The 24,108-nt window shown below is 41.8% G+C and carries 16 protein-coding genes and 1 tRNA gene; 10 read left to right on the top strand and 7 right to left on the bottom strand.

Translation table 11 applies throughout. The annotated features are described in order from the left end of the window. The first annotated feature begins 373 nt into the window (after window positions 1-373). The 7 genes from BTV98_RS05165 (at window position 374) to BTV98_RS05135 (ending at window position 9,994) form a co-directional block, all read left to right on the top strand. Window positions 374-1,219 (top strand): glycerophosphodiester phosphodiesterase, encoded by an 846-nt coding sequence (locus BTV98_RS05165; RefSeq protein WP_075103072.1) that lies wholly within the window; start codon window positions 374-376, stop codon window positions 1,217-1,219. 322 nt (window positions 1,220-1,541) lie between these two features. Continuing rightward, window positions 1,542-2,945: a fatty acid desaturase gene (locus BTV98_RS05160; protein ID WP_075103071.1), complete on the top strand. Its 1,404-nt coding sequence runs from the start codon at window positions 1,542-1,544 to the stop codon at window positions 2,943-2,945. A 246-nt stretch (window positions 2,946-3,191) separates the two neighbouring features. Then, window positions 3,192-4,658: a YdiU family protein gene (locus tag BTV98_RS05155; RefSeq protein WP_075103070.1), complete on the top strand. Its 1,467-nt coding sequence runs from the start codon at window positions 3,192-3,194 to the stop codon at window positions 4,656-4,658. Window positions 4,659-5,184: 526 nt separating this feature from the next. Further along, on the top strand, window positions 5,185-7,503 hold the full coding sequence (locus tag BTV98_RS05150) for an NADP-dependent malic enzyme (RefSeq protein ID WP_058368528.1): 2,319 nt from the start codon (window positions 5,185-5,187) through the stop codon (window positions 7,501-7,503). A gap of 177 nt (window positions 7,504-7,680) precedes the next feature. Then, window positions 7,681-8,913: a tRNA nucleotidyltransferase gene (locus BTV98_RS05145; RefSeq protein ID WP_075103069.1), complete on the top strand. Its 1,233-nt coding sequence runs from the start codon at window positions 7,681-7,683 to the stop codon at window positions 8,911-8,913. 71 nt (window positions 8,914-8,984) lie between these two features. Then, window positions 8,985-9,824, top strand: coding sequence for a pteridine reductase (locus tag BTV98_RS05140; protein WP_256713842.1), 840 nt, complete (start codon window positions 8,985-8,987; stop codon window positions 9,822-9,824). Between the two features lie 93 nt (window positions 9,825-9,917). Next, window positions 9,918-9,994 (top strand) — tRNA-Ile (locus BTV98_RS05135). 81 nt (window positions 9,995-10,075) lie between these two features. Here BTV98_RS05135 and BTV98_RS05130 read toward each other — a convergent pair. From BTV98_RS05130 to BTV98_RS05105, 6 genes are all read right to left on the bottom strand, one after another. After that, window positions 10,076-11,107, bottom strand: coding sequence for a hypothetical protein (locus BTV98_RS05130; protein ID WP_058368724.1), 1,032 nt, complete (start codon window positions 11,105-11,107; stop codon window positions 10,076-10,078). Window positions 11,108-11,239: 132 nt separating this feature from the next. Then, on the bottom strand, window positions 11,240-11,710 hold the full coding sequence (locus BTV98_RS05125; protein WP_058368723.1) for a thioesterase family protein: 471 nt from the start codon (window positions 11,708-11,710) through the stop codon (window positions 11,240-11,242). 99 nt (window positions 11,711-11,809) lie between these two features. Beyond that, a complete protein-coding gene (locus tag BTV98_RS05120; RefSeq protein WP_075103068.1) occupies window positions 11,810-13,534 on the bottom strand; it encodes a fatty acid--CoA ligase in 1,725 nt (574 codons plus the stop codon). A 153-nt stretch (window positions 13,535-13,687) separates the two neighbouring features. Next, entirely contained in the window at window positions 13,688-14,890 is a 1,203-nt protein-coding gene (locus BTV98_RS05115; RefSeq protein WP_075103067.1) for a 3-oxoadipyl-CoA thiolase, read from the bottom strand. A gap of 94 nt (window positions 14,891-14,984) precedes the next feature. Further along, a complete protein-coding gene (locus BTV98_RS05110) occupies window positions 14,985-16,595 on the bottom strand; it encodes a 3-hydroxyacyl-CoA dehydrogenase (RefSeq protein WP_143505652.1) in 1,611 nt (536 codons plus the stop codon). A gap of 123 nt (window positions 16,596-16,718) precedes the next feature. Continuing rightward, window positions 16,719-17,495 carry an enoyl-CoA hydratase gene (locus BTV98_RS05105; protein WP_058368721.1) on the bottom strand — a complete coding sequence of 259 codons (777 nt, stop codon included), beginning with the start codon at window positions 17,493-17,495 and terminating at the stop codon, window positions 16,719-16,721. Between the two features lie 306 nt (window positions 17,496-17,801). Between BTV98_RS05105 and BTV98_RS05100 the strand changes: the two genes are divergently transcribed. From BTV98_RS05100 to BTV98_RS05090, 3 genes are all read left to right on the top strand, one after another. Continuing rightward, entirely contained in the window at window positions 17,802-18,956 is a 1,155-nt protein-coding gene (locus tag BTV98_RS05100; protein WP_058368720.1) for an acyl-CoA dehydrogenase family protein, read from the top strand. Between the two features lie 130 nt (window positions 18,957-19,086). Then, complete coding sequence (locus BTV98_RS05095) at window positions 19,087-20,352, top strand: MFS transporter (protein WP_058368719.1); 1,266 nt, start codon at window positions 19,087-19,089, stop codon at window positions 20,350-20,352. 199 nt (window positions 20,353-20,551) lie between these two features. Beyond that, window positions 20,552-21,397 carry an IclR family transcriptional regulator gene (locus BTV98_RS05090; RefSeq protein ID WP_075103066.1) on the top strand — a complete coding sequence of 282 codons (846 nt, stop codon included), beginning with the start codon at window positions 20,552-20,554 and terminating at the stop codon, window positions 21,395-21,397. Window positions 21,398-21,786: 389 nt separating this feature from the next. On the opposite strand, the gene BTV98_RS05085 is transcribed toward BTV98_RS05090, so the two are convergent. Continuing rightward, window positions 21,787-23,469 carry an NAD-dependent malic enzyme gene (locus BTV98_RS05085; protein ID WP_058369239.1) on the bottom strand — a complete coding sequence of 561 codons (1,683 nt, stop codon included), beginning with the start codon at window positions 23,467-23,469 and terminating at the stop codon, window positions 21,787-21,789. Window positions 23,470-24,108 lie beyond the last annotated feature (639 nt).

Raw genomic sequence — 24,108 nt, 5'->3', positions numbered from 1 at the left:
TTACTCATTTGCACCGTCAAAGGTAGACAGTATAGCTATCTAGATTGTCATAACGCTATAACAGCTTTATACGACCAATATTAAAATCAGGTCATTATACGAGGTTTGTCGCAGATGGTCAGTAATGTGGACCATTGATATACAAATAAAACCCAACGAAGACTATAAAAACCCTTTTTAGTTGCAAAAACGCAACAAACCTTTATCAAGCGACTTAAAAATAAAACAGACTAATTGCCCGACTAAGCTAGTAGATATCGCTATTTTTACTTAGCGGTACAAAACCAAACCCTACTATACATCTCTTACATTTTGCGCAAAACTTTACAAGGTATCATACTCTTAACTAAAAGATAATTGACGATGGATCTTTATGATAAAGCTTGATAACACGCTGCTCTTAGGTCATCGAGGTGCACGCAGTGAAGCATTAGAGAACACGCTATTTGGTTTTGAACATGCTTATGGCCTACAGGCACAAGGCTTATCAGGCGTAGAATTTGATGTACAACTTACCGCAGATGGTCATCTGATAATATTTCATGATGAAACGTTGCAACGACTTTGCGGCTTACAGTCGCGAGTTGACCAGCTAAGTTTGATTGAAATTCAACGCCAACTTCAATCAGGCCATAAAATTATTACCTTGGATATGTTGGCGCAGTCCATGACCTGCCCTTCTGCTATCTTTTCTCGCTCAGATGTACCTAACGCCTCAGTAACTGAAACAACGGTAACCAAAGCATCTACAACCAATAAGACTCAAAAACCCCAGATTTTGCTACCTGCTCTGACTCAGTTTACCCATATTGAGCTTGAGATTAAAACTCATGACCGGACCAATTACGCCAAACTGATACAAGCGTTGATACATTATTTAGTAGATACCCCACTTGCCAGCTTGCCTATCGTTCTTACTACTTTTGATGTACAACTTTTGGCCCAGCTGCAATGCAATAAAGTACTAGCAAACATCCCGCGCGGTTTACTAGTACGTACACCGCAATCAATGGCGTTAGCGCCCAATACTGCTCTACAATTGGGTTGTACGCAGCTTGGCATACACTATCCGCTCATCACCCAATCTATTATCCAAAACGCACATCGTTACGGCTTACCGGTAAGCGCATGGACAGTAAACGACATAGAAATCGCAAAAAAACTTGTCAAATGGCAAGTAGACGTCATTATTACTGATATTCCAACCCAGCTATTATAAATCCTTTTGTTTCAACAATTATCGTAAACTAATAGCTTATATTACTATTCGCGTCATATGTTTAGCCCAATTTGACAAAGTTTTTATCGCTTAAGTTACGTCTGTTTTAGCTATTTATTAATCAATGGTTTCTTAACACAGCTTTAGTAGAACTTACACTTTCACATAACACCTGATAGTTAATAGGGTTTTTACAATAAAATATCCAATAACTCATACAAGTTATTGTTATTTATTAATATTTTTCTAGTGCATAAACGTTCACTTTCTGCTTCTTTTAGGTTAATATAGAGCCTGAAACTAATACCGCTAGGAAAATTATATGATTGCAAAAAAAGCAATGGGCTTACCGCTTAAAGGCTTACGTTTCGCTATCAAATCTGGTGACAGCATTTTGGATAACGCAACCACTCAAGTTGGGCGTTTTAAAACTTGGTTTGATAATAACAAGGCGAAAGCTGCGCTTGATGAGCAGCCTACCGCAAAACGCAACTATACAAAAACGGCTGAGCAAAACGATGTCATCGCCAGTAACCAGACTCTTAATTTACGTGAGTTTGAGTTTAAAAAAGCGCCAATCAACTGGATACCAGCGACCATACTAGTAGCGACCCCTATTGCTGCTGCTGTCATTACTCCATGGTATTTGTTTACCCATCAAGTAAGTGCACCTGTTTGGGGTGTCTTTGGTGCCTTTATGGTATGGACAGGTATCAGTATTACTGCAGGTTATCACCGCCTACTGTCACATCGTGCTTATAAAGCTCATCCTGTTGTAAAAAACTTTTTATTGCTAGGTTCGACGCTTGCAGTACAAGGCTCTGCGTTTGATTGGGTCTCAGGTCACCGTACACATCACCGTCATGTTGATGATCGTATAGAAGACCCTTATTCGGCTAAACGTGGTTTTTGGTTTAGTCATATCGGTTGGATGTTACGTAATTATCCAAGTGGTAAGTTTGACTACAAAAACATCCCAGACCTAACTAAAGACAAAGTACTGCAAATCCAGCATAAGTATTATGGCCTTTGGGTACTTGCAACCAACGTTGGACTGGTCGCAGCGGTTGGCTGGTTGTTGGGTGATGTTTGGGGTACGCTCGTACTTGCAGGTCTGCTACGTCTAGTATTGACGCATCACTTCACTTTCTTTATCAACTCGTTATGTCATATGTTTGGTAGCCGTCCTTATACTGATACCAATACTGCACGCGATAACTTCTTTTTAGCTATCTTTACATGGGGTGAGGGTTATCACAATTATCATCACTTCTTCCAATATGATTATCGTAACGGTGTAAAATGGTGGCAGTACGATCCAACCAAATGGTTGATCGCGGGTCTATCTAAAGTTGGTTTGACAACTGAGCTACGTACGGTCGACGACACTACAATCAAACATGCTGAAGTGCAAATGCAGTTCAAACAAGCTCAGCAGCAAATCGATACGGTAAGTGCAAGTGGTCTGGATATCCCTCATGTCATGCAAAACTTCCAAGATCGCATTAAGTTTGAATATGATGCTTTTACACAAACAGTAGAAGAATGGCAGGCGTTAAAAGCCAAAGCGATTGAGATGAAAAAGACTGAATTTGCAGATCGCTTGCATGAAGTTGATGATAAGCTCAAGCTTGAATATGCTAAGATTGAACAAAAAATCCATGCGCATAATGACAACTTGAAGATTGCTTTTCGCTCAATTGGCTATAACAATAAAGCCGCTTAAGATGAGTTGATTTATTACTGATTAGTGTTCTATGACAATGTTATTAATCCTCCTCTCTATATAAGACAGGGGGATTTTTTATGGACTTTAAAAACATGCTTGTAGTTTGACTTTGTATGAGACGTTGATTAACAGTAGATTACAAGATATGGACAGAGTCTACAGGTGTAATATTAAGGCTATGTTATAGTAGATTTATCGTTGTTTATTACCTATCGTTAGTCAGTCTTAGTAGGAAAATCCCACATGCGCTATCAAAACACTTACGTCAATTTAGACCCACGTTTGTATCACAAGCAGCCTCCCACAGCGCTAAAAAATCCGCGTGCAGGACATTTTAATACCCAAGTGGCAAAGCATCTAGGTTGGGCAGATGATGAAGACTTAATGGCACGCTGGGTTGAGATTCTCGGTGGTCATTATGTGCCTACTCAATTTGAGCCTTTAGCGATGGCCTATGCAGGTCACCAGTTTGGACAATGGGCAGGACAGTTGGGTGATGGACGTGGCTTGCTCGTAGCGCAAGTACTAGATAATGACGACCAACCACAAGACTTACACCTCAAAGGTTCAGGTCTGACACCTTACTCGCGGATGGGTGATGGACGTGCAGTCTTACGTAGTACTATTCGTGAATATTTATGCGGGCATGCTCTCAACCAGCTCAGTATCCCCTCCTCTAACGCGCTTGGCTTTGTCGTATCCGATACGCCTGTACGCCGCGAGCGTATGGAGGCAGGTGCAGCTTTAATGCGCGTAGCCGATAGTCATATTCGTTTAGGACACATAGAGTGGATTGCAAGCTTTGCCCCTGACCTACTTGGCGAATTTACCGATTATATGATAGATACTTACTATCCAGAATGTCGTGATAGTGAGGCGCCAGTATTGGCATTTTTGCAAGCAGTCGTTGAGCGTACGGCACGTATGATAGCTGACTGGCAACTGATTGGTTTTGCTCATGGAGTGATGAATACCGATAATCTTTCTATTACTGGTAGTACCTTGGATTTTGGGCCATTTGGCTTTATGGAACGTTTTAATCCCGCTTGGATCAACAACCACTCAGATCATACTGGGCGCTATACTTACCAAAACCAACCTGCTATTGGACACTGGAATCTCAATATCTGGTTGCCACACTTTATGCGCTTAGAAGGAGTGACGCGTGAAGCTTTATCAGATTGCTTAGCACCTTATGAACCAACCTTTATGCAACACTATCAACAAGGATTGTGTCGTAAGTTAGGACTACCTCATCAACCAGAAAGTCTGACACTGGCTTTTGAATGGTTGACCTTGCTAGAGGACAACTTACTTGATTATACCAATAGCTTTCGTGCCTTATTAGGTCTCATTGCCCCAGAAAAGCATGCTTATGAGCGACAGCTGTTAGCCACCTTGACTCATGAGCTACCAGGTGAAGCATTACAAGTATGGCAAGACTGGTCAGCGCGTTATGTAGAGTATGTGCAAGCACTATCTCTTGAACAAGTCGTTAATGACATGCAAACGACCAATCCTGTCTATGTACTTCGTAATAGTATGGCTCAGCGCGCTATCACTGCTGCTGAACAAGGCCAGTTTGAAGAAGTAGCACGTTTATACGAGTTGCTTGCTAGCCCATATACGGTACAAGATATTGCAACAGCGCTTGATAGCACTCCTCCAGCTCCCAATGCACCGCAAATGCCAATCAGTTGCTCCTCATAAATACTACAAAATCTCCTTTTGATTGCTAACACTAAATCTTAAACAGAGGGTAATAAATGACTTTTATTATCCTCTGTTTCGTTGTTAATCATCGTGTCACTTCTAAAAAATTTTGAGACGAAACCACTAGCCCATTTAATTGACAGTAAAATTTAAACTGAATTTAAAACAATAGTCACGATATTGAATATATATTGTAAATTTTGCTTAATTTGTTACTATCAACTGGCTAAATGTTCGTTATCAATTTATTATATAAGTTATGCATTTCGCTATGGGTGACTAGGCAGTTAATTATCAATGGTGCTAGAATAGCTAAGTCTATTAGCTTTCTGCTTTACGATACCATCTAATCATAGATTAACGCTTTTTTGACTGTGCATCTCCTTTTAATAATCGATTATTAGCTTCTTAGTGTGACGATTGCTGGAGCTTATGTTCAACGATTGTTTTAGGATTAAGCGTTAATTTATTTTGTTTATCTCACTTTGTTTTATTTCAATTTATTCCAACAATGGCCATTATTATGAATGACGATACCAATTTGAATACGGATAATCCTAATACGGATAAAGAGCAGTTCGAACAGGCTGCTCTACATTATCACGAGTTTCCAAGACCTGGTAAAATCTCGGTAACACCTATTAAACAGTTGGCCAACCAGCGCGACTTAGCTTTAGCATATTCGCCAGGTGTTGCAGTGCCTTGTCTTGAAATTCAAAAAGACCCAACGACAGCTGCTAGATATACGGCACGTAGTAATTTGGTCGGTGTTATAACGAACGGTACTGCCGTACTGGGTTTGGGTGATATTGGTCCGCTAGCCTCAAAGCCTGTGATGGAAGGTAAAGGGGTATTATTCAAAAAATTCGCTGGTATCGATGTTTTTGATATTGAGATTCAACAAAATGATCCTGACAAATTTATTGAAGCAGTGGCATCGCTTGAGCCAACATTTGGTGGTATCAACCTAGAAGATATCAAAGCACCTGAATGTTTTAAAATCGAGCGCGAACTGCGTAAACGTATGAACATTCCAGTCTTCCATGACGATCAACACGGTACCTCAATTATTGTTGCTGCTGCCATGCTCAACGCCCTAATTCTGACGGGTAAAAAGATCGAAGAGATCAAAATCGTCTGTTCAGGTGCTGGTGCTGCCGCTATTTCTTGCCTAGACATTATCTGTGCACTTGGTGTTGATCAGAACAATATTTTTGTTTCTGATTCACGCGGTATTATCACCACTAGTCGTGAGAATCTAGACGAATCAAAACAACGTTATGCTCGTGACACTGATGCTAGCACCATTGATGAGGTGATGGACGATGTGGACATGTTCATAGGCTTGTCAATGCCTGGCATTTTAAGCCCAGATATGGTACGCCGTATGGCAAAAAACCCTATCATCTTTGCCCTCGCCAACCCAACGCCTGAAATCATGCCAGAATTGGCGCATTCAGTACGTCCAGATGTCATTATGGCGACCGGACGCTCGGATTATCCAAACCAAGTTAACAACGCATTGTGTTTCCCTTATATCTTCCGCGGCGCACTAGATGTAGGTGCAACGACTGTCAACGAAGAGATGAAGATCGCTTGCGTACGTGCGATTGCCGCGATGGCACATGTTGAAGCGACGCCAACTACAAACGTCAAAAATACCGACAGAATGAGAAGCTTTGGTCCTGATTATCTAATTCCAGGACCTCTAGAGCCAAACTTAATCATCGAGATCGCCTCCGCAGTTGCAAAAGCGGCGATGGATTCAGGGGTCGCAACCTTACCGATTGATGATCTTGATGCTTATCGTCAGCGCTTATCAGAGTTTGTATATAACTCAGCGTTTGTGATGAAACCTATCTTCTCTCGTGCGAAGTCAGATCCAAAGCGTATCGTCTACTGTGAAGGCGAAGACAATAACATTCTTCTTGCCGTACAAGTTGTCGTTGATGAGAAGCTAGCAAAACCTATCTTGGTTGGACGTCCAGCGGTAATTGAAAATAACATCGAAAGGCTTGGCTTACGTCTAAAAGATGGCGAGAACATCACGATTGTCAATCAAGATGATGACCCTCGTTATAAAGACTATTGGCAAGGTTATTATGAGAAAAACAAGCGCCGCGGTGTTAGTATTGAGCTTGCTCGTCGCGATGTTCGTCGTAAGACCACTTTGATTGGCTCACTGTTGGTCGAAAACGGTGATGCTGAAGGCATGATTTGTGGTACGTTTAGCCATTATCAATTACACTTAGAATATGTCCAAAACGTCATCGGCAAAAAAGAAGGCGTTAAAGATTTTTATGCGATGAATGCTGTCCTCATGCAAGATCGCAATATCTTTATTGCTGATACCTATATTCATGAAGACCCTACTGCTGAACAGTTGGCTGAAATGACCGTATTGGCTGCGGATCAATTGCATCGTTTCGGTATTACGCCTCGCGTCGCATTGGTATCACACTCAAACTTTGGTACCTCTGATCGCGCTAGTGCAGTTAAAATGCGCAAGGTCTATGAGCTACTACATGAGATGAATGTAGACTTCGATTTTGATGGCGAGATGCAAGGTGATGCCGCGCTTAATGAGCATATACGATTAGAAGATATGCCATCAAGTCATTTAAAAGGTGCTGCCAACTTGCTCATTTTACCGACGCTCGATGCAGCAAACATTGCCTTTAATTTGCTTAAAACAGCAACAAGCAGTGCCTCTATTGGCCCAATCTTATTAGGCTCTAACAAGCCTGTTCATATCTTGACTCCATCAGCGACAGCTCGTCGCGTGGTTAATATGACGGCCCTGGCTGTCACTGAAGCGCAAGATTTAGAAAACGAGAAATAGTTGCCATATTATTTTTATCGATAAGCTACTACTATTTATTATTAATAGTAGTGGTTTGCTATACTAAGACCAGTCCATATCATTGTCACAAATGGTATCGACTGGTTTTTTTGTTCCAATAAATTGATGGCAAGATTTATCTGATTAAAATTTGTTTGGCGAATAAAAGAGGTTTCAATGCAAGTTTATCTTGTTGGTGGCGCAGTTCGTGATCAGCTGTTAGATCACCCTATTATCGATAAAGACTTTGTGGTGGTAGGTGCAACCGTAGATGAGATGCTAGCCGCGGGCTTTATTCAAGTCGGTGCAGACTTTCCAGTGTTTTTGCATCCGACCACTCAAGAAGAATATGCATTGGCACGTACCGAGCGCAAGCTTGGCCATGGTTATAAAGGCTTTAGCGTGCATGCTAGCCCTGACGTAACACTGCAAGATGACTTACAGCGCCGTGACTTAACCATCAATGCGATGGCAATTGAAGTAACCAGTCTCACCGACGATACGCCTCTTATCGGTGAAGTGATTGATTATTATGGTGGACTCGATGATATTCAAAGCAAGACTTTACGTCATATATCGCAGGCTTTTAGCGAAGATCCGTTACGGGTTTTGCGAGTCGCGCGCTTTTATGGACGTTATTATAGCTTAGGTTTTCACATCGCTGAGGAAACTCTCATACTCATGCGCCAACTGGTCGCCTCAGGTGAGCTTGCACATTTAAGTGCAGAGCGCATTTGGCAAGAATCAAACCGTGCCACCATGCAAAGCTCCCCTCAAGTTTATTGGGAGCAGCTATATGCAATCGGTGCTCTAACTGATTACTTTGCGCCATTGCATCATGCTTGGAGCAATGTGCACATACGAGAAACAGTGCAGACGGCGCTATACTTTGCCGGTCAAATGCAGTTGAATTTATCCCAGCGCTGGACATTATTAATGGCTAGTCTTGATCAATCATTATTCGTGAACCCTAATCCTGACATACCATCAAGCAGTCCAAATATAAGTATTATGGCTGAGGATAAAAAAGCCGCTCTAAAAGCCATAACCTCTATAAGCAACAGTGCCAAAGTACCTAAGGCGCCTACCCAGTTTGCAACCCTATTTATTCAACAAGCCAGCAGACTAAATACTATAGATCGTCTGTCTGCAGCTGAAAAAATTGACCTTATCCAAGCTTGTAGCGCTCACAAAGATTCTGCCAAGCTCTCGCAGCTATTGGTCACCAGTCACGTATTACAGTTAGCAAAACAACATCGTCAAATGATGCTTGCATTAAACAGCTTTCATGCCATTGGTATAGAAAACATAGATCCAGATATTACAGGCGCTGCAATCGGCAAAGCGTTAAATGAGGCACGTGCGGCGCATCTTGTCACTCTGGAGCAGTCTGTAGCCAATACTAGCTAAAAGAGTCATAGCATAGCTATTAACTCTTTTTATTAAACAAAATACGATTAGACGATGGAAACTGTATTTTTATGGCAATCGAAACCGCAGTGAAGAGCGACACAAACCCATCTGTTGAAGTGAATAATCACCATTCATACAGTAACAGGCCAGTCATGCTAGTTACTGGTAGTGCTAAGCGTATTGGCGCAGCCATTATTCGAGCAGCACATCATCAAGGCTATCGTGTCATTATCCATTGTCATCGTAGCGAGCAACAAGCAAACGCGTTAGCAAACGAGCTCAATAGCCTCCACGATAACAGTGCGGCAATTGTCGTTGCGGATTTAGCAATTGTCAACGATGACCATTTACTTATTCAATTTGTCCAAACTATCATGGATACTTTTGGACGGCTTGATGTACTGGTACATAATGCATCACGATTTTACCCGACTCCGCTCAATGATATTAACAATGTCCAATGGGACGAGCTGTTTTTGAGCAATGCCAAAGCACCTTTGTTACTGAGTCAAGCATTTCTACCTCATTTGCAAACGCAGCATGGATGCATTATTAGCCTACTTGATATTCATGCTCATGATAAACCGTTTAAACACTACACTGTCTATAATATGGCGAAGGCCGCTCACCGTATGATGGTACAGTCTCTTGCGCTAGATATGGCGCCTTATGTTCGTGTTAATGGGATTGCACCTGGGGTAAACATTTTACCTGAAGCCGATAGTGACCAAGCGCTTGACGACACACAGCAACAGAGTATTATCGACTCTATTCCTATACAGCGGATCGGTACGCCAGATGATATCGCCCACAGCGTGCTGTATTTGGCAAAAGCCAGCTATGTCACAGGAGAGATTATTAACGTCGATGGTGGCCGTAGTTTGACCCTCGCTGGTGGTAATATTTAACAAATAAGCGATAATAGCTGAATAATTTCGTTTAGTTGTTATCTTTTACTTGAAAATTTAAAAAAATCAGGTATCATTATGCGTCTAACGTTAGGGCCCATAGCTCAGTTGGTTAGAGCAGAGGACTCATAATCCTTTGGTCGTAGGTTCAAGTCCTACTGGGCCCACCATATATTGAAAAACAAAAACCCCTTCAAATCTATTAGACTTGAAGGGGTTTTTTATTGAATGTTCAATAAGAACATATTAGCTTAAAACTCATATTTGGCCATTATTTCAACTTGCTGACCTTTTCTTACTTCTAAAGTGGTCCTATCGCTTCTGTCTCTCCACTCAACACCAATATCTAAATCTGGAAAATACTCATAGACAAGGTTAATGCTTTTTACATTCACAGAGGTATCTACCGCATCATCTACATTAATCTCACCATAACGCATGTTGCTCATCAGTTTTTCTGTAAATTTATGCCTATACCCTACTGTGAAGCCAGTTTGTGATACAAGCTTACCGTCTTCGGCATCACAATCTACATTGTCAGTCGATCCAAGGACTCTTCCAACACATACGGTGGAATAGGCGCCCATCCCTTTACCATTATAGACGCTCGCATGTAGTGAATCATTACCCAAATTTAACTTGCCAGCCAAAGAGACACCTACACCTATATCAGAGTCTTCTCCATTTTTGGCCTCACGAGCCGTAACCGCCAAGTTATAGCTAAGATCAGATATATTATCTTTGTAGCTAACAACCATATCCGGCAAATCAGCTTCGTCATCAACAGGTTCTTGCGCTGTAAAACGAAACCCTTTATGAGTATAATGCACCGTCAAATCTGGACGAATATAAGCGCCCCCACCAGAGATAGTGCCCAAACCTGTACCTCGAAAGTCAAGCTGCTCAGTCAAAAGTGGGTAGACCGCTAAGAATTGACCATTCCATGTCTTACCTACGGTCAAATCATCGATTTGAGCATAAGCATGGCGAAGCCGTAAGTCTGAACCGCCATTTGCAGCGTTGCCATAAAAGTCCCCTTCAATAAAACCCGTTAATTTTTTATCCTCTATGTTCTTTGTGGTTTTAAGATTAATCCGAGATTGTCGTCCACTTCCTTTAAACTCAGACTCCCCTTCATCTGGAGAATAAAATATACCTTCCGCTTTAACATAACCACCAATACTTAAAGTAGTATCGCCGTTGGTGACAAGCTCTATCGCTTGTGCCTGTACGCATACCCCCAAGACAGCCAAACCAAAAGACAACTTTTTGATATAAAGCATGACCTACACATTCCTTGTGTTGTTTTAAAATTCACTTAAATTAATTTAAATCCCTTTAAATCTCTGCTGCTACCGTATTTTTAACCCTGTAAATACCAGCACTATCTCCTTATAGAAAAATTGTCTCCTAATTTAGTTAAGACTTTCAAAAGCAGTAATCGCGGCTTTTTTGGTCTCATCGATGTTTTTCTTTTGTCCAGTATCTTTATCAAGATATACCAGCACTGACTCACCGCTCGCGACGATAGTATTCATAGCCGTACTATAATAGGTATATTCATGAATCACGCTGGCATTGCCGATTTTCTTGACTCGAACCCCAATCCATAAGGTGTCGGGATAAGTCACTGGCTTGAAATATTGACAGGATGAGGCTGCCATGACGGAGAAAGTCTTTTCATTGAATAGTTTTAATTGAGTGTTATAGTGAATGCGAGCGTTTTGGGCATAAGTGTAATAGACCACATTATTGACATGACCAAAAGAATCCATATCGCCCCACTCTACTTGCTGAGAATAAATAACCGCAAAACCATGCATGGGATGGTGTTTATCTTTATTCAGCGTCTCTTGTATCTCTGGTAATATCGCTACAGCCTTCATAGTTCTCTCTTCTAGTTATGCCAATGAACACAGGTATTAGTAACAAACATTAAAATTATCAGTAAGCTCAAATGATTTTTTTGCAATTATCGCTATGGGTTAAATCAATTTTTCTGTGTACATCATGCGCATCTTTTTCTTATCGAGCTTACCCACACTGGTTTTTGGCATTTCTGTTAAGAATTTTATTTCACTTGGCACGCCATACTTTGGTAAATAGCCTTTTTCAACCGCTTGATGACCTATCGCTAAAATATCTTCCGCTTTGGTATCGGCATGCTCAGGTTTTAAGACTACTAATGCCAAAGGACGTTCACCCCATCTTTCATCCGCTACTCCGATTATGGCCACTTCAGCAACGCTCGGATGAAAGGATAAAATATTTTCGACTTCAAGCGAGGATATCCATTCGCCGCCAGACTTAACGACGTCTTTGAGTCTATCGGTAATCTTTAGCGTGCCATCAGGTGAAATACAAGCAATGTCTTGGGTATGCATCCAACCGCCGCGCCATAACTCATTGCCAGCATCGGCATTCTTAAAATAACTTTGGGTCAGCCAAGGCGCTCGCACAACCAGCTCCCCTGTCGACTCACCATCCATTGGTAGGGCTTTGCCATTCTCGTCCCAAATCTCCATCGATACCAGCATAATCGGTGAGCCAGAAAGACAACGATAATTGATCTCTTCTGTCTTTGTCATCGCATTTGTCTGATCACCGAATGCCATTCTGGCAAGGACAGGACAGGACTCTGACATCCCAAACCCTGAGATAAACTCGATACCGCTTTCAAGAGCAGCTTCAGCCAGGCCTTCGTTTAATTTGGAACCCCCTACTGATAACTTAAGGCCGTTAAACTTGCGTCCTCGTGTTGCCATCTCTTTAATTAACATCTGTAAAATGGTTGGGACACCATGTGAGAGGGTCACCTTATGATGTTCAATCAAGTCGACCAATACTTTGGAGACATATCGCCCAGGATACACTTGTTTGAGCCCTATCATGGTTGCCCCATACGGCCAACACCAAGCATGCACATGGAATAATGGCGTCATCGGCATGTAGACATCATTGTAGCGAGCGCCTTGACCTTCGGCACTGAGTGCAGATGCTAGGGTACTCGATAGCGTCTGTAATACGATTTGCCTGTGGGTAAAAAAGACGCCTTTTGGGTCTCCCGTCGTGCCACTGGTATAAAATGTGGTAGCGATGGTATTTTCATCGAAATCTGGAAAATCAAACGCATCACTAGCCGCGGCTAGCATGGCTTCATACTCACCTTCGACATAATCTGGCATGTCAGCTTGCTTAGTTTTTATATTATCTTCACCATATTTAGTACCATCAAAATTAGCAACATCGAAACCAGCATCATCGAGCCAAATAATTTTCTCAATAGAAGGGGCTTCATGACGATAGTTTTTAGCCATGGGCTCAAATTCAGCATTTAATAACAAGGCTTTAGGCTTAGCATGATTGATGGTATAGAGCACTTTATCTTCAGCCAAGCGTACATTTACCGTTTGCAAAATCATGCCAGACATGGGCACGGCAAAATACGCTTCAAGGTAACGATGACTGTCCCAATCCATGACCGCTACTACATCGCCCGCTTGCAATCCCATGTTTTTAAGTACATTTGCCAAGCGATTAACTCGCTTAAAAAATTCAGCATAGGTAAAAGTGACCTTATCGGCATAACTAATGGTTTGCTGAGTAGAAGCAATCTTTGCACGGTTTAGCAGCTGCTTAATAATCAAAGGAAAACCATACGCTTCTTCGGCTTGTTGGTAGTCCTCATGTTGGTTGAGTATGGTTGTCATTATTGTCGTCCTTGATAATAAAAGAGTATGGCGTGGTCATATAGTTGATTCAATTTAAAAGAGGGGCAAGGCAACCGAGTACAGATGTATAGGTAATACTTCAAACGAGGTTAACGCTGTCACTCTTTTATAGTGGATTGACTATAGAAAGAGTTAAACTCGTTCAATCACCATGGCAAGCCCTTGCCCGATACCAATGCACAAACTGACTACCGCGTATTGTCCACCCGTACGCTGTAGCTCGCGCGCCGTACTCAACGCAAGTCTTGCGCCTGAGGCACCCAGCGGATGCCCGACCGCAATCGCCCCGCCATTGGGGTTGACGCGCTGGTCATCAAAGTCAATCTCTAAACCTTTTAGACAGCCGAGTACCTGCGAGGCAAATGCCTCATTAATCTCGATGATGGACATATCATCAAGGGTCAGATTGGCGCGTTTCAATGCCAGTTTAATGGCCTCAACAGGGCCTACGCCCATAATATTTGGCTCAACACCCATAGCGCCAGATGAGATAATCTTGGCGATAGGCTTAAAGCCTAACTTTTCTTCTGCTTGCTTTGAGCCAATAATTAGCGCAGCCGCCCCATCGTTAATGCCCGATGCGTTCCCTGCGGTAACTACGCCATTTTCATTTAAAGGTTTCAGTTTTTGCAGTGCTTCCACAGTAGAGCTGGGACGGGGATGCTCATCTTCTGCTACTACTTTATCCGGCAGTTTTCTGCCTTGAGTGACGGTAATAGGAGTAATCTCTTCATCGAAGAATCCGGCTTGTCTGGCAGCTTCATATTTAGCTTGCGAGCTAGCAGCAAATTTGTCCGCTTCTTCACGGCTAATACCATATTCATGAGCAACGTTATCGCCTGTTTGCGGCATGCTATCGCCGCCAAACTCTTTAATGAGCTGAGGATTGGGAAAGCGAGTACCAATAGTGGTGTCAAATACTTTAAAGTCGCGACTAAAAGGTTTTTCGGTCTTGGCAAATACGAAGGGCGCACGAGTCATGGATTCCACCCCGCCTGCCAAAATGATATCTCCTTCATTGCAGGTAATACTGCGAGCAGCATCAACAACGGTGGATAATCCCGAGGCACACAGACGATTGACGGTCTGAGCTGGCGTTTTTACATCAAGTCCTGCTAGTAAAGTAGCGTTGCGAGCAATATTGCGTGAATCCTCACCCGCCTGGTTGGCACTACCCAGCAACACTTCATCAAAAATATCATCAGGTAATTGATGCTTTTTAACTAAATCTTTAATCACCGTAGCAATCAAATCATCAGGACGTACGGTGGCTAAAGCACCAACGTGACGACCAAAAGGGCTTCTTAATCCATCATAAATATAGGCGTCTAACATAACGTTTCCTTGTTGTGTTTTGGTTGTGTTTTAAGAGTTTGCATTATTAAAATATAGCGTTTATTAAATTGGTCTAGCTCTTAGCATCAGCAATCTAGCATTGGCAATTGTTCTGTTGAGTAAATAATGAGATGCCTAGCTTGGCGCGGCGCTGCAACCATGGGCTAGGACGATAGCGCGGGTCACCTGTTAATCCATAGATACGCTCTAAGATAAGTAAAATACGCTCGGCACCAAGCTCATCGCCCCAAGAGATAGGACCATACGGATAGCCCAATCCAAGCTTGACGGCATTGTCGATATCTTCTGGTATGGCAATACCTTGCATCGCAATATCACAACCTAAGTTAATGACCATAGCCACCACTCGCTGCGCTACAAAGCCCGTGCTTTCGGCAATTAGCGTGGCATCGACAGCAGTAGTTGAGCCCTCATCCGAGTGATCATTTAAGCTCTTGGCAAACTTATTACTGCTAGCGAATAGAGCATAAGCTTGCGCCACAAATTTATCCTCTGTAACGATACTTGGCATGAGAGTACGATGCTTGGATAAGTCAGTCAGCATATCAATGGCGACCGCTTGTTGAGGGTTCACTTGATAGCGAATAGCAGCGTTAGTGGTATCCTCGCCGTAAATGGCGAGCAATATTAAGCTGTCAGATTGTGGTTCGTCGTTTTTATCAATAGTGATGTCATTAGCGTTTAGATAATCAACCAGCTGTTTTTTATCTTCTGCTAAATCTGCGCCAATCCAAACCGAGATGTTTGAGGTATCGGAATCTGTCTTATAAGATGATTGTTGATTCGTATTTGATGTCGCTTTTTGAGCGTCTTGTTTTTTATTTTCTGTGTAATGATAAAAGCCCTCACCAACTTTACGACCAAGCTTTTTTCCTATTAGCATTTGACGAGTCAACGGATGCGGACGATAGCGGGGCTCAAAGTAGTATTGATTATAAATTGACTCCATTACTGGATGCGACACATCGATACCAGTGAGATCTAGCAGCTCAAATGGCCCCATCCGAAAGCCAGCGCCTTCACGTAAAATACGATCGATGTCCTCGAAGCTAGCGATCCCCTCGCCTAATATTTTTAAAGCTTCTGTGCCATAAGCTCTGCCGCCATGATTGACAATAAAGCCTGGGGTATCTTTTGCCACCACCCCTAAATGACCCATGCGTTTGGCTAAATCCGTAAGCGTCTCTACAACACGATGGTCGGTAGAGAGTCCCGGAATCACTTCAACGATTTTCATTAGTGGCACGGGATTAAAGAAATGAAATCCTGCCACGCGCTCTGGGTGCTGACAATCAGAGGCAATCGCGGTTACCGCGAGCGATGAGGTATTGGTTGCCAATATGGTTTCAGCAGGAACAATGCTTTCTAGTTGTTTAAAAAGCTGTTTTTTTATCTCCAAATTCTCAATAATCGCTTCAATAACGACATCTACCTCAGCAATGTTGGCTATATCTTCAATCACGGTCAGATTGGACAAGGTAGATTGCAGCTGCTCATCAGTAAATTTACCTTTGGCCGCAAGTTTTTCGAGTGTGGCTTTTAGGGATTGGCGTCCTTGTTCGGCGGCGCCCGCTTTAGCATCAAATAACAGCACTTGAATGCCCGCTTGCGCTGCGATTTGCGCAATACCCATGCCCATGATACCGGTGCCGATAATGGCCAATGATTTAACAGTCATAATAATCCTTTATATGGTCTCGTTACTTTATGAGCTCTTGTTGCTTTATAGGGTCTTGTTGAATGATCTCGTTTTCAAAGTATATTTGCTGTTCTTCTTTATGCTTTGAGAAGTCTATGCTTTGACAAGCTATTGCCCTTTATAGTTTGCGTCACGCTTTTCCAAAAAGGCTTTCGCCCCTTCTTTTTGATCTTCGGTATCAAATAGAATTTGAAAGGCTTTACGCTCCAAAGCCAATGCACCTTGTAATGGCATGTCAACGCCAAGATTGGCAACTTCTTTGATTTGTTCTAAAGCAATCGGTGAATAACCCGCTAGTTGTTCAGCAATCTCAATAGCACGCTTGATAGTCGCCTCATCTTCGACCACTTCAGAGACCAGCCCCATTTGATCCGCCTCGGTAGCGCTTATCATGTCACCTGTTAATATCAGCTTCATGGCTTTATGTTTACCAAGCAAGCGAAACAGCCGCTGCGTGCCCCCTGCTCCAGGCATTAATCCGATTTTTATTTCTGGTTGGCCAAACTTAGCAGATGTGCCCGCGACAATAATGTCAGCGTGCATAGCAAGCTCACAGCCGCCGCCAAGCGCATAGCCATTGACCGCTACGATAATAGGCTTACGACAATTAGTTATAGCATCCCAATATTGCTCACTACGACGTAGATACACATCAACCGTTTTTGCCGTTAAGAAATCATTGATATCAGCACCCGCTGCGAATACTTTTTCGCCACCAGTTAGTACGATAGCCTTGGTTTGTGGGTCATCGTTTAATTGAATAAAAATACTTGCCATTTTTTCACGTAGTTCAGCATTTAAAGCGTTACGAACTTTGGGACGATTGAGTGTTATCAGACTGACACCATTCTCTAACGTTTCACAAATAATGATTGGCTCTTCCATGATGCTGTCCTTTAAATAGTATCGTTAAATAAAATACCGCAATTTTTGAAATACATTGATAATTATAAAAATTAATACCGCATAGCGATATTTAGGACTAATATATACTGTTTATTTTCCTTTGTGAAGTATAAAATCTACTTAAATTAAGTAATTTTCTATCTATTGAGAAGAAAACTAATTTCTATATACCGCATAGCGGTTATTTAAACCAAAAGTATTGTAATTTAATAAACTATCAACTATGCTATTTATTCAAGGCAGTCTAAAGCCGCTATCAATCTATACCTCAATAAGGAAAATCATATGATCAGAGATAAGGAAGTCCTCGACCACATCGTACAAACGGTCCGTCAATTTGTGAACAATCAGCTGATTCCAAAAGAAGATTGGGTAGCAGAGAACGATCGCCTGCCAGAAGACATTATTAGTCAGATGCGTGAATTAGGGCTGTTTGGTCTTACTATCCCTGAAGCTTATGGTGGACTTGGCCTGACTATGGAGGAAGAAGTCATCGTGGCATTTGAGATGGGTCGCACCTCCCCTGCGTTTCGCTCACTAATAGGGACAAATAATGGTATTGGCTCATCTGGTTTAGTCATTGATGGTACCGAAGAGCAAAAACAAAAATACCTACCTAGGCTTGCCAGCGGTGAGATTATCGGCTCATTTTGTTTGACCGAACCAGAGTCAGGCTCAGATGCTGCATCTTTGAGAACCACGGCTATTAGAGATGGTGATACTTACGTGCTTAACGGTACTAAGCGCTATATTACCAATGCTCCTGAAGCCGGTATATTTACTGTGATGGCACGTACTGATCCACAAAATAAACGTGCTGGTGGCATCTCAGCATTTATCGTTGAGAGTGATACTCCTGGTATTACGCTAGGTAAAATTGATAAAAAAATGGGCCAAAAAGGCGCGCATACTTGTGATGTTATCTTTGATAATTGTGTGGTGCCTGCTGATGCGTTAATTGGGGGCGTGGAAGGTGTTGGTTTCAAAACCGCAATGAAAGTACTTGACAAAGGTCGACTACATATCGCTGCAGCCAGTACTGGAGCTGCAACTCGGATGCTAGATGATGCACTACGTTATGCCGTTGATCGTAAACAGTTCGGCCAACCGATCGCCAATTTTCAGCTGATTCAAGCGATGCTTGCTGATTCAAAAGCTGAGATTTATGCGGCCAAATCTATGGTACTAGATGCCTCACGTCTGCGCGATGAAGGTAAAGATGTCGTGACCGAATCATCATGTGCCAAGATGTTTGCCACCGAGATGTGCGGCCGCGTGGCTGATAGAGCCGTGCAAATTCATGGCGGTGCGGGCTATATTGCGGATTATGGCATTGAGCGTTTTTATCGTGATGTGCGCTTATATCGTTTGTATGAAGGCACTACTCAAATTCAGCAAATTATCATTGCCCGCAACATGATTAAAGAAGCTAGCGAGTAAGTAATATTTATTCGCTGATTAATAAGTATGTACGTTATTAGAGTATTGAGGTGTTTGCTAGGATGCTAATACCACCAAACCCTACCCTTAACTGTAGTCTTCTATTATCACAACAATAAGGATATATATTGTGAAAAGTGCTGCTATAACTTCAAAGCCAGGCTTAGATACTGTACAAAAACAACCTTGGAAATTGGCATTCGTTTTTTGTTTTTTAGTTTTATTATGTGATGGCGCTGATATTGGTATTCTCGCCTTTACGCTTTCAAGCCTAAAGCTAGAATTCGGATTGACCAACGTACAAGCTGGTGCTTTAGGCAGTTGGTCATTATTCGGCATGGCAATCGGTGGATTTTTTGGTGGTTGGGCTTGTGATCGCTTTGGCCGAGTGCGTGTTATCGTGTTTGCGACAGCGCTTTTCTCCTTATTATCTGGTTTTAGTGGATTTGTGCAGAGCTATGAGCAGTTTATAGCATTACGGTTCACCGCTTGTTTGGGTCTTGGTAGTCTATATATCGCGACCAATACTTTGATGTCTGAAATGGTACCTACCCAACATCGAACGACTGTGCTTGCGATGTTGATGACAGGTTTCACGTTAGGGTCTTTAGTGATCACTAGCGTCTCTGCCTGGATTATTCCCAGCTATGGTTGGCGCACCTTATATCTCTTAACGTTTCTACCTATTATTCTCGCAGTAGCGATGTACTTTCTTATACCTGAACCAAATTCTTGGAAAGAGGCACGGGCACTGAAACTCAGTGGCGCAAAAAACTCGCTCCAAAAACCAGAAAACCCTTACAAAGCAATTTTTGAAAATCCCAAACATCGCATTATGTTCATTTTATGGTCCATGAGTTCAGGTTTACTACTCTTTGGTTATTTTGGTGTAAGTAACTGGCTTCCTTCTTATCTAGAGACTGAGCTGGGTATCAAATTTAAGGAGATGGCTCTATATATGGCGGGTACTTATTTGACCATGATGTTTGCTAAATTAGTGGCAGGTATAGTAGCTGATAGAATCGGTCGCAAGATAGTATTCGCTTTTGGCACCATGGGCACCGCCCTATTTATTCCAGTATTGGTCTATATGCATACTCCAGACAATATCGGTTGGTTGATGATAGCCTTTGGTTTCCTATATGGTATCCCTTATGCGATCAATGCCACTTACTTAACGGAAAGCTTTCCTACTGCTATTCGCGGGACTGCTATTGGTGGTGCGTTCAACATTGGACGCCTTGGCTCAGTTATTGCACCTGTTGCCATCGGTTATATGGCCATGCAAAATTCTATCGGTGCAGGTTTATTACTTATGGCAGGCGCATACTTCTTATGTGGTCTTATTCCGACTTTATTTATCAAAGAAAAGCAATACGATCCACAAAAGGCATAATTTTATTCAATACATATACCGCATAGCGAAATAGCTTATAATGGCTGTGTTAAGAATTTTGATGCCCCTTTGATATAGTATGATCAAAGGGGCAAACTACTATTCACGTACTAATGTTTTTTGTTTTTTTATAAAGCCCCTCAAGTAGTGTATTCTTTATAATATTCATATAAACTTAATTGAGACTAAAAAATCGTATATGACTAATAAAACCCTTGCGGATGAAAACTCTGATAATCCAGCACACGTCGAATTGTTAGAGCCAATCAGTGAAATGAGAGATAAAAACGACAGACAGTTTGTCACCGCTTTGGCGCGTGGATTAGAGCTGCTGCGTTGCTTTACCCCGCAGCGCCCTTATTTAGGCAATCAAGACTTGAGTCAGATGACAGGAATACCCAAAGGAACGATTACACGCCTTACTTATACTTTAGTCAAATTAGGATATCTAAAGCAGTCAACAAACAGTAGTAAGTACCAGCTCTCTGCTGGTGTACTCGGTTTTGGCTATACGATGATGGCAAACATCTCTATCAACAACTTAGTTACCCCCTACATGGAAGAATTGGCAAATTATGCTGATAGTGCAGTTGCAATGGCAACCCGCGATCGACTCATGATGGTATATCTAAATGTCGTACAAGGAGCTGGCACGACTACGATGCAGCGCAATGTCGGCTCATACCTACCTATTCATCTAAGCTCTATGGGACGAGCGTGCTTGGCCAGTATGGCGCCTGCTGAGCAAGAATTCATCCTTGATGCTATTCGTAGTAAGTATAAAGACGACTGGCTAAAAATTAGGCGAGGACTGGACAAAGCCTTTAAAGATTATGAGGATTATGGGTATTGTTTTTCGATTAGTGAATGGCAAAAAGACGTCAATGCTGTCGCCACTGCAATGCTGCACCCGACTGAGGGCTTACTGACTTTTAATTGCGGTGCGCCAAGTTTTGTTCTAAGCCGTACTAAACTAGAAGAAGATATCGCTCCGCGTTTGCTGCACATGAAAAACACCATTGAAAGCAATATTTACATAAGCTAAACCGCTTTTTAATAGCTTATACAGATATTAAAAATCTCAATCGTACCACTCATGTTGACTTATTAAGACTAGTCATTGTTTAACCCCTTTGAATCGTCGAGTTTAAAGGGGGTTTTGTTGATTAACTTTTAGTGAATTGTCATAACAAGCAAAGCCGAATGCTATTTTTAATAACATTCGGCTTTTTTATAAGCGCTTTTTTCGAGCAATTTTTAGAGACTTTCTAGCAGCTATGGTTAATTCATTATAGATGTTATGGCAAAGCTGATATAAATTTTTGCAGCCTCTGTCTGCGCAGGCACAGCAAGCAAGAAAATTACTATCAGCTTTGCGACCTACATATAAAATACATAACACTTTTAGTTAGTATTGGCTATACTTTTTACTAGCTAGAAGGAGGTACGACGATAGTTGCGGTATTTAGGTAACCAAAAATTAGCTTTTAATCGACGTTCTAAATTTTCTGCCGTGACTGGTAATGCAAGTTTATCTTCAACCGCTTGCAATGCCACTGCATAGGCTATCCTTTCACTGATTTCTCTAATAAATTTGATTGGCGGTAATACTGCACCTGGCGCTCTTTCATATTCTATTGAGATATCTGCAAGTGCTTGGCTTGCAGCCATTAACATGTTATCGCTGATGCCCGTCGCACGTGATGCTAAAACGCCTAAGCCAATACCTGGAAATATATAGCTGTTATTACATTGTGAGACCTCAAAAGACTGACCTTCAAAAGTGGTATGAGGAAAAGGACTGCCAGTTGCAATAATTGCGCGACCTTTACTCCAGCTTGTCACTTCTTGCGGTGTTGCTTCAACACGAGACGTCGGGTTTGAAAGCGGTAAGACAATTGGATTTTCAGTATTAGCACATAACGTTTCGATCACCTTTCGTGTAAACAGACCTTTTTGTCCGCTTACGCCAAACAATACCGTTATTTTTGCTTGCTCAACCACTTGGGCTAAACCAAGCTGCTGACTGTGATCCCAGTGTTCAATATCTGACTCCTTCTGTACTAACGGTACTTGGAATGCTTGCAATTCTGTCATGCCATCAGTGAGCAGGCCATAGCGATCAACCATAAATACCTGTTTGCGTGCTTGCTCTTCTGTCAACCCTTCACGCTGCATCTGGCGAATAATGTGTTCAGCAATACCGCAACCTGCTGATCCTGCCCCTAAAAAGGCTATTTTTTGCTGACTAAGTTTTTGCCCCTTATTTAAACATGCTGCAATCAATGTACCGACTGACACAGCAGCAGTTCCTTGAATATCATCATTAAAGCAACATAGCTGATTACGGTATTTATTCAATAATGGCGTGGCGTTTTCCTGGGCGAAATCTTCAAATTGTAATAACACCTCTGGCCAACGACGTTTAACCGCTTGAATGAACAAGTCTACAAATTCATTGTATTCATCGCCAGAAATTCTTGGATTTCTCCAGCCCATATACATAGGGTCGTCAAGCAGCTTTTGGTTGTTGGTACCAACATCTAACAAAATTGGTAGGCAATAAGCTGGGCTAATACCACCACAGGCCGTATATAGCGATAGTTTACCGATTGGAATACCCATTCCACCAATCCCCTGATCACCTAAGCCCAATATACGCTCACCATCGGTGACAACGATCACTTTTACTTTTTGCTTGGTTGCATTTTGCAGCATGTCATCGATTTTATGGCGCTCAGGATAAGAGACAAATAGACCACGTTTACGGCGATAAATCTGAGAGAACTTTTCGCAAGCTTGGCCAACCGTTGGGGTGTATATGAGCGGCATCACTTCCTCAATATGCTGCTCAATCAAATGGTGAAATAAAGTCTCATTCGTATCTTGTATATTACGCAGGTAAATATGCTTATCCATATCACTCGTAAAGGAGCTAAGTTGATGATAAGCGCGTAATGATTGCTCCTCAATCGTCTCGATGGCATGAGGCAATAAACCTGTCAAATTAAAACTATGACGTTCCTCTGGTGAAAAGGCGCTACCTTTATTTAGTAAAGGAGTTTCTAATAGTGCAGGACCTGCAAAGGGAATATATAAAGGACGTTGGTTTAGCATGATAAAGTCTTCTTATTAAAGGTATAGGATTGTACGAGATGAAATACGCAGTTGTTTCTATCCATTCATTGAACAATAGAAATTGTTTAAACTTATGTCTTTTATAAGCTGTCAATATTGATAATGAGGCGATGGTTTTAACGTGTTTATTTAATTAAATAAACAGTTATTATTAAGTTAAAAGCTGAGTTTTGCTAAAAGCACTGTAAAGATAAACTTGGTAGACTCTCTAATCAATGAGCAGTTTATATCGTACAAAATTTAAAGCAGACATTGCCCAAAAGATAGTAGATAATAACGCTAATTTGAGTGTAACGGGTCAGCAATTAGGAACCGTGATGCAATCGTTATTCGATTGGTACAACAAAATCTATCAAAGTAAGCTTATCAGCATAGAGCCTAATGTTGGCTCTTGAAGCAAAATAGTCATTGTAATAATTGTGAGAAGTCTAGCACAAAGGTTATGTAAAAACACCTTGTTACAACTTACTTTTGATGCTATATTTTGATCAGTTGATAAGTTTCTACACTTTTTCAACCAAGACCTCTTAGTTTATCCTTCGTACAAATCGTTACCGCAAGAACACCATAAAAAGAACGCAGTAAGTAGTAAAGTGACCGATCACCTGCAACTCCTTT

Source organism: Psychrobacter sp. Cmf 22.2 (genome assembly GCF_001921745.1).
Lineage (GTDB): Bacteria > Pseudomonadota > Gammaproteobacteria > Pseudomonadales > Moraxellaceae > Psychrobacter.
The sequence above is the reverse complement of the archived record's forward strand: the minus strand, read 5'-3'. Positions and strand labels throughout refer to the sequence as shown.

Bases quoted from the DNA above. Each gene is read 5' to 3' on its own strand.
- BTV98_RS05105 (WP_058368721.1), bottom strand. From the start codon at position 17,495: ATGGAAGAGCCAATCATTATTTGTGAAACGTTAGAGAATGGTGTCAGT.
- BTV98_RS05140 (WP_256713842.1), top strand. From the start codon at position 8,985: ATGGCAATCGAAACCGCAGTGAAGAGCGACACAAACCCATCTGTTGAA.
- BTV98_RS05100 (WP_058368720.1), top strand. From the start codon at position 17,802: ATGATCAGAGATAAGGAAGTCCTCGACCACATCGTACAAACGGTCCGT.
- BTV98_RS05160 (WP_075103071.1), top strand. From the start codon at position 1,542: ATGATTGCAAAAAAAGCAATGGGCTTACCGCTTAAAGGCTTACGTTTC.
- BTV98_RS05085 (WP_058369239.1), bottom strand. From the start codon at position 23,469: ATGCTAAACCAACGTCCTTTATATATTCCCTTTGCAGGTCCTGCACTA.
- BTV98_RS05090 (WP_075103066.1), top strand. From the start codon at position 20,552: ATGACTAATAAAACCCTTGCGGATGAAAACTCTGATAATCCAGCACAC.
- BTV98_RS05115 (WP_075103067.1), bottom strand. From the start codon at position 14,890: ATGTTAGACGCCTATATTTATGATGGATTAAGAAGCCCTTTTGGTCGT.
- BTV98_RS05165 (WP_075103072.1), top strand. From the start codon at position 374: ATGATAAAGCTTGATAACACGCTGCTCTTAGGTCATCGAGGTGCACGC.
- BTV98_RS05130 (WP_058368724.1), bottom strand. From the start codon at position 11,107: ATGCTTTATATCAAAAAGTTGTCTTTTGGTTTGGCTGTCTTGGGGGTA.
- BTV98_RS05145 (WP_075103069.1), top strand. From the start codon at position 7,681: ATGCAAGTTTATCTTGTTGGTGGCGCAGTTCGTGATCAGCTGTTAGAT.
- BTV98_RS05125 (WP_058368723.1), bottom strand. From the start codon at position 11,710: ATGAAGGCTGTAGCGATATTACCAGAGATACAAGAGACGCTGAATAAA.
- BTV98_RS05120 (WP_075103068.1), bottom strand. From the start codon at position 13,534: ATGACAACCATACTCAACCAACATGAGGACTACCAACAAGCCGAAGAA.
- BTV98_RS05155 (WP_075103070.1), top strand. From the start codon at position 3,192: ATGCGCTATCAAAACACTTACGTCAATTTAGACCCACGTTTGTATCAC.
- BTV98_RS05150 (WP_058368528.1), top strand. From the start codon at position 5,185: ATGAATGACGATACCAATTTGAATACGGATAATCCTAATACGGATAAA.